Below are 6,633 nucleotides of genomic sequence, written 5' to 3'. Positions count from 1 at the left end.
CGACTTCTGCGGCAAGCCGATGATCGCCTGGTCCATCCAAGGCGCGCAGGACACCGGCCTGTTCGATCAGATCATCGTCTCCATCGACGACGCCGAGATCGCCGAGATCGCCGAGATCGCCGAGATCGCAACGGCACACGGTGCCCTGGCGCCATTCCGACGGCCGCCCGAACTTTCCGACGACTACGCCGGCACGACCGAGGTCATTGCTCGGCCTCGATCATCGATTGGTCCACTGTTGCTAAGCCGCCACAGGGACGAGGTACGGCTGCTTTGCCGGGCGCGGTCGTCGTCGCGCCGGTCGAGCGGGCCAGGGCATGCGCTCGAGCACCTGCTCGAACAAGGAGCGGTGGGGTTGAGCGAAGAAGCGCTCGGCAGCCGTGGTGCCGTCGGGTCGCTTGATCGCAAAGTTGTGCAGGGCGGTCAAGACCTGCTGCTTGCGCGGGCTGAGTCGGTGATGCCCGTGCTGATAGAGCGCGAGGAAGCCGTTGCGCCCCTCCACACACGAGCTGCTGCGCTGGAACAGATCGGCACACTCCCCGGCGACCTGCTCGAGATGGTGACGGGTCTGCGGATCCAGCGACTGGATCGGGTGTGAGGGCTGCTGCAGCGGGGCGAGGCGCTGCGCACTCAGAGCCCGGAGTCGATGACGGTGCTCGGCGCGGGTGCTGCGCGCGGCGACGCGCTCCAGATAGAGCGCGGGGATCAGGTCGTCGCGCATCGCCTGCTCGATCGCCGGTGCCAGGTCCAGCGCCTGTCCCTGTTGGATCTCGTAGGGATGATCGACCTCGCCGAAAGCACCGATCAGGGCTTTGGCCTCGGCGCGGTGCGCGTGGGCCTGCTCGCGCGCGAGGCTGGCTTGGACCGAGGCGCTCAGCGCCTCGTCGATGCGCGCGGCGAATGCCGGCGGGCGCTCGGGGCCGTGGCGGCGCCGATGGTAGGCCTGCTCGGCGGCACAGGCGTCTTGCCAGCGCGCCTTCGCCTCGGCCTCTGCCGTCTCGGCCTGTTGCTCTGCGCGCTTCAGCGACAGACTCATCGCCTGGCTCACCGCATGCTGCAGATGGAACAGGTCCGTGGCATGGTGTGCGTCCAGATCACGCTCGACATGCGCCAACAACCCCTTGGCCTCATCGCTGGTGCCTTGCACCACCGTCACATTCAGCCCCTCGAGTCCATCCTCGAGCGCCTGCGTCCAGGCCGCCGCCGAGCGCGCATCGCTCCTGTGCTCGAGCAGGATGAAGTTCGAGACCGCATCGATGCACACCAAGCGCATGCCGTCTTTCCACGTCTCATCTTCGGCGATGCTCAGTGTGCGATGGGGCATGGCTCGGGCCAGCGTGTCGCGCAGTTCGGCGGCGGCGGTGACGATCTGTTCCTCCAAGCCGGCATGGAACGCCCGCTGCGTGCCGTAGGAGGCGCCGATGAATGCCGACAGTCCACTGCGCTCGAGAAAGTCGCAGACCACGCGCACGCCCACGCCGCCCTGCTCGCCGATGCTCCAGTGTGCAGCAACCAGGATCCGGCGCAGCCACACCACGCCCTCGGGCGTCTCGACGAAGGCCGACAGCACCGCCGGTGCCGCGATCGCAGGTGGCGCGTTCCAGTGACGCAGGATGCTGCGCGCCACGCCGGCGACGGTGGCCGCCGCGCGTTGACTCTGCCCATCCTGCTGGGCTTGCGCCACCGCATGCCGATGCTTGGCGCGATCCAAGCCATCATGGATTGGCGTGGGGCGTCGATCTACACTAGAGTCAACGCAGGCAGGGGCATCGGACAACGGCATCTCCCTCGGTCAGTTTGCACTTCCAAGGGTACGCCTACCCGGCGCTCCTGCCACTCCTTCAGGGCGCTTGATCGCCTACCGAAACACCCCGTTTTGGACCAACCGATGATCAAGGAAAAACACACCGAGCGCTTTTCCCGAATCGAGTCGCGCATCAGCAATTTGGAGCTTACGGTTGCTGGTATGCGGCGTGATTTGGCGCACATGTATGGTGAAATCGTCGAACAGCACGCGCACACCGACCAACTCGTCGCCCGGATCGAACGCATCGAGCGTCGTTTGGAATTGCAGGATGGCTGAACACTCCTTGCCTTTTTAACCCTGATCCCCCTCGGTTCGCTGGTTTCCAAGCTGCGCTTGGAAACGCGGGGAGCCGACAGGACGAGGACTGCTCAACGACGATGGCCAGCCTTGACGAGCACGACATTCATGCCTGGACACAACAGACCGCGGAGCTGCTCCGGCAACGCCGGTTCCAGGAGCTGGACATCGAGCATTTGGTGGCGGAGCTGGACACCCTGGGCCGTCGCGATCGCCAGGAGTTGGTCAGTCGTCTGAAAATTCTGCTGGGGCGCCTGCTCAAATGGCAGTACCAGCCGACGCATCGGTCCGGTTCATGGCGTGGTTCCATCCTGGAACAAAGACTGCGCATACGCGACCTGCTCCAGGACTCTCCGAGCCTCAAGCCTCTGCTCTCAGAGGCAGCAGCGACCGCCTATGGAGATGGCGCGACATTGGCGAGCAAAGAAACCGGATTGCCGCCGGCGCACTTCCCCGAGACGCAGCCTTACGCGCTGGATCAACTGTTGGAGGATGATTGGTTGCCTGAGGACGCCTGATCATGCCCATGCATCCCCTCACCGAAGCCGACCTCGACCTCATCCTGCCCTGGCGAAACGCACCCGCCGTGCGCCGGAACATGTACACCCACCACGAGATCTCGCCCGCCGAACACCGGGCTTGGTTTCAACGGATACAACAGGACTACGGTGCGCGCTGGTATCTCTACTGCGACGCCGCCGACAACCCGCAAGGCGTGGTCTACTTCACCACAATCAACACCGAGCAAGGCACCGCCTTCTGGGGCTTCTACGCCCGGCCCGACGCCCCGCCCGGCACCGGCACGCGCATCCTCTACGAGGCGCTCGAGCTGGCCTTCGGCGAGCTGTCCCTGCACAAGCTCAACGGCGAGGTGCTCGCCACCAACGTCATATCGATCAACCTGCACAAAAATGTCGGCTTCACCCAAGAGGGCCTCTTTCGCGACCAGCACTTCGACGGCACCCGACACATCGACGTCGTGCGCCTCGGTCGACAGTTGGATCAACACCCACACGACAGACTTGGTCGAGGACTGGGAAGCGCAGGGACATGAAGTGCACTGGGCGCACGACGCAACCGACGCAGAGAACGCAACACCCCAACAACCAATAACCGACAACCAAGACCCAATAACAACGAACCAATCCCCAAAATCCGACTTCTGCTTCTGCCTGAGCTACGGGCGCATCGTATCGGCAGAGACTCGAGCCCGCTTCCGCCATACCCTGGTCGTCCACGAGAGCGACCTACCCCGGGGCAAGGGCTGGTCGCCCCTCACATGGCGCGATATCGGGTCAGGGTCGATAAGCCTTGAATGGATTGCGCTGGACCAACTTGCCGGATCGGCACAGAGGGGCTAGCCTTGCAAGCGACGCCGTGATCGCCGGCCTTCGCACTTAGCCCCTTGTCCGGAGCATGCACGAAACGATTTATGCCCCCGGCGCCGATTCCGACAGACGCCATTGATGACCAGAACCGAACTCCAGCGCCGCTCCGAAGCCTTCATTCGCGACCGACTACGCCGATACCTACCTTCAGGGGTCGGGGTTTATCTATTCGGATCGCGGGCGCGTCGAACCGCAAGTTGGAATTCAGATTACGATCTTTGGATTGATGCCGAGGTGCCCGAGCGCGTGATTCACGACGTCTTGGAAGAGATTGACGACTCCTTTGTCCCGTTCAAGGTCGATATCGTCACCACCTCGGGCCTTCGAGGCCAATTCGCTGCCCGCGTCAAATCGGAGGCGATCCGGTGGATGTGAAAATCAACGCCTTTGCCGAGGCGCTGCGAGGCTTCGTCGAGCTGACGGCGCTCGACCTCAAGGCGCTTGCCGAGACGCTCGATGCCCGAATCATCGACGGACTGGAAAACGGCAAGGCACAAAAGTTCGAATACACGATGGAGTTGTGTTGGAAGGCCATCAAAGTCGCTCTTCGCGAGCAAGAAGGCATTGACGAAGTCTCCCCGAAGAAGGTGATCAAAGCATGGTATCTCACCGGCCACGTGGCCGAAGACGACTACCTCGCCTTGATCCAGGCCGTCGACGACCGAAACAAACTGAGCCACGTCTATGATCAAGATCAGTTTCAAGCGATCATCGCCCGGCTTCCGGACTATGCAGCACTTCTATCGAGGTTGCTGACAACCTTGGCCCCGTGACCGCGCCGGAAGCTCTGCGCCATTGGGGCGTCGGCCGGACGCAGCACATCCACCGTCCGCGGCCACGTGTCGGGTTCAAGCCTGACCTCGACCGACAGTGGTCTACGGTTTTCCGCAAATCGACTCATGTACGCACTCGCCTCCCATCGCCCCTGGAACCGCGCCCTGTGCAGGCGGCTCGAACAGCGCACCGGCCAAGCCTTCCGGCTGATCGATGCCCCTGATCAACTCGAGCCTGAAACCCTGCGCACCGACGCGATCCAGACCATCTTCTTTCCGCACTGGTCCTACAAGATCCCGGCGGCGGTCTACGAGCCGTTCGAGTGCATCATTTTTCACATGACCGATCTGCCTTATGGCCGCGGTGGCTCTCCGCTTCAGAACCTGATCATGTCGGGGCACGAGAACACGGTCATCAGCGCGCTTCGCTGCGTCGAGGCACTCGATGCCGGCCCGGTCTATCTCAAGAGGCCCCTCAGGCTCAACGGCAGCGCCGAGGAGATCTATCTTCGTGCCGACCGCATCATCGAATCGATGATCGTGACCCTGATTGAAGATCAACCGAAAGCAGCTCCTCAGGTCGGCGAGCCGACCCAATTCAAGCGCCGCCGACCCGATCAAGGCGACTGGTCGGATGCGCCGGACTTGGACCGCGTCTTCGATCGAATCCGCATGCTGGACGCCGACGGTTACCCGCCCGCGTTCCTCGATGTCGGCTCGTTTCGCCTCACCTTCACGCGCGCTTCACGTCGCACCGATGCCGTGCTGTCGGACGTGCGGATCACAGTTCGAGATCCCGGATACAGGGACCCATGAACATCGCCGACCGCCCCATCGGCCGAGATCATCCGCCATTCGTCATCGCCGAGATGTCCGGCAACCACAACCAATCGCTTGAACGCGCCATCGAGATCGTCGAGGCCGCCGCAGCAAGCGGCGCCCATGCCATCAAGCTCCAGACCTACACCGCCGACACAATGACCCTGCCGATAGCGACAGGCGAGTTCTTCATCGACGACGAACGCAGCCTCTGGCACGGCAAAAGCCTGCACGATCTCTATCGGATCGCCTACACACCGTGGGAGTGGCACGCGCCCATCATCGCGCGTGCCGGCGAGCTCGGCCTCATCGCGTTCAGTACGCCGTTCGACGACACCTCAGTCGAGTTTCTCGAAGCGCTCGACACCACCGGCTACAAAATCGCCTCCTTCGAGAACGCCGATCTCCCCCTGATCCGCAAGGTCGCCGCCACCGGCAAGCCGGTCATCGTCTCCACCGGCATGGCCACCCTGGCAGAGCTCGATGAAACGGTACGCACCCTGCGCGAAGGCGGCTGCGACGACATCGTGCTGCTCAAATGCACCAGCACCTACCCGGCCACCCCGCAGAACAGCCACCTCAGGACCATCCCCCACCTGCGCGACCTCTTCGGCTGCGAGGTCGGCCTGTCGGACCACACCCACGGCATCGGTGTGGGCATCGCCGCCGTGGCCTTCGGCGCGACCGTCATCGAAAAGCACTTCACCCTCAGCCGCGCCGAGGGCGGGGTGGACAGCGCCTTCTCGGTGGGACCGTATTGAACGCCGCCGACATCAAGGCCGGCGAGCCGCTCACGTCCGAAAACCTGCGTGTCATCCGTCCCGGCTTCGGCCTTGAGCCCAAGCACTACTGCGCACCCGCGCGCGACTGCAAGCCCCATGAATCGCGCCAAGTCGATGTGTCGACGGCGACGGAACCGGCCGCGTTGCCCTGGATGCCTACTCCGCCGAGCTACGCGAGTGGCCGCACCCACGCTCACGCCGGGGCGTCGAGCACCTGGCCCGCTGGCGCGGCGCGACTGTCGGCTGTGGGGCAGCGGAGGCATTCGTCTTGAGCAGGCATCTCGCGTAAACCATGAGAGCCGGAGGTGCGATGACCACAGCAAGCCGCGAGGCGATCACATGTTGACGGATATCGATTTCAGCGCGCTCCTGGATGATCGGACGAAGCGCATTTCCGGTGACATCCTTTGGCTGCCGGACGAAGATCAGGCCGCCTGGTTCGACTTGAACCATTTTAGCGCCGGGCCGGAGGCGCTGCGCTTCGTCAGTTTGTTCGACGACACCGCGGATGTTTGGTCGCCGGAGGATTTCGTTCTTCTGGAACCGCTATCGACGGTCACCCGTTGGTCACAGCCGGACGTCTTTGCCGACGTCCTGGCGGATGCCGCTTGAGCCTGCAGATGCGCTTGTTGTTTCCCATCCTGATCCGCAAACCACCGGCCATTTTTGCAGGGAATTTTCCACCGGTGATGTCGTTTTCCGGTGAAGCAATGCGGTAAGCGCGGAGCGCGGATGTCCCGCACGCTTCACCGGCGTGCATCCTCGCG

9 protein-coding genes and 1 pseudogene are annotated in these 6,633 nt (G+C 63.4%); 9 read left to right on the top strand and 1 reads right to left on the bottom strand.

Annotated features, from left to right (window positions below):
• Positions 1 to 196 (top strand): annotated as a pseudogene (locus VLR48_RS03265) (cytidylyltransferase domain-containing protein); the annotation flags it as partial.
• Between the two features lie 45 nt (positions 197 to 241).
• On the opposite strand, the gene VLR48_RS03260 reads toward VLR48_RS03265, so the two are convergent.
• Positions 242 to 1,711, bottom strand: a complete 1,470-nt coding sequence (locus VLR48_RS03260) for a DUF6399 domain-containing protein (RefSeq protein ID WP_325290403.1) — start codon at positions 1,709 to 1,711, stop codon at positions 242 to 244.
• 177 nt (positions 1,712 to 1,888) lie between these two features.
• Between VLR48_RS03260 and VLR48_RS03255 the strand changes: the two genes are divergently transcribed.
• The 8 genes from VLR48_RS03255 (at position 1,889) to VLR48_RS03220 (ending at position 6,478) form a co-directional block, all read left to right on the top strand.
• Positions 1,889 to 2,083 (top strand): hypothetical protein, encoded by a 195-nt coding sequence (locus VLR48_RS03255; RefSeq protein WP_325290402.1) that lies wholly within the window; start codon positions 1,889 to 1,891, stop codon positions 2,081 to 2,083.
• Positions 2,084 to 2,184: 101 nt separating this feature from the next.
• Complete coding sequence (locus tag VLR48_RS03250; protein ID WP_325290401.1) at positions 2,185 to 2,622, top strand: DUF29 domain-containing protein; 438 nt, start codon at positions 2,185 to 2,187, stop codon at positions 2,620 to 2,622.
• A gap of 2 nt (positions 2,623 to 2,624) precedes the next feature.
• Positions 2,625 to 3,158, top strand: coding sequence for a UDP-4-amino-4,6-dideoxy-N-acetyl-beta-L-altrosamine N-acetyltransferase (pseH, locus tag VLR48_RS03245; protein WP_325290400.1), 534 nt, complete (start codon positions 2,625 to 2,627; stop codon positions 3,156 to 3,158).
• A gap of 412 nt (positions 3,159 to 3,570) precedes the next feature.
• Entirely contained in the window at positions 3,571 to 3,867 is a 297-nt protein-coding gene (locus VLR48_RS03240) for a nucleotidyltransferase domain-containing protein (protein WP_325290399.1), read from the top strand.
• The gene (locus VLR48_RS03235) at positions 3,858 to 4,265 is read left to right on the top strand and encodes an HI0074 family nucleotidyltransferase substrate-binding subunit (protein ID WP_325290398.1); all 408 of its coding nucleotides are present in this window, start codon (positions 3,858 to 3,860) and stop codon (positions 4,263 to 4,265) included. Before VLR48_RS03240 ends, VLR48_RS03235 begins: the two co-directional genes overlap by 10 nt.
• A gap of 126 nt (positions 4,266 to 4,391) precedes the next feature.
• Positions 4,392 to 5,081: a hypothetical protein gene (locus VLR48_RS03230; protein ID WP_325290397.1), complete on the top strand. Its 690-nt coding sequence runs from the start codon at positions 4,392 to 4,394 to the stop codon at positions 5,079 to 5,081.
• Between the two features lie 53 nt (positions 5,082 to 5,134).
• The gene (pseI, locus tag VLR48_RS03225; protein ID WP_325290396.1) at positions 5,135 to 5,845 is read left to right on the top strand and encodes a pseudaminic acid synthase; all 711 of its coding nucleotides are present in this window, start codon (positions 5,135 to 5,137) and stop codon (positions 5,843 to 5,845) included.
• Positions 5,846 to 6,205: 360 nt separating this feature from the next.
• Positions 6,206 to 6,478, top strand: coding sequence for a hypothetical protein (locus tag VLR48_RS03220; protein ID WP_325290395.1), 273 nt, complete (start codon positions 6,206 to 6,208; stop codon positions 6,476 to 6,478).
• The last annotated feature ends 155 nt before the right edge of the window (positions 6,479 to 6,633 follow it).

It is taken from the genome of Thiocapsa sp., from assembly GCF_035467215.1.
In the GTDB taxonomy this organism is placed as follows: domain Bacteria; phylum Pseudomonadota; class Gammaproteobacteria; order Chromatiales; family Chromatiaceae; genus Thiocapsa.
The sequence above is the reverse complement of the archived record's forward strand: the minus strand, read 5'-3'. Positions and strand labels throughout refer to the sequence as shown.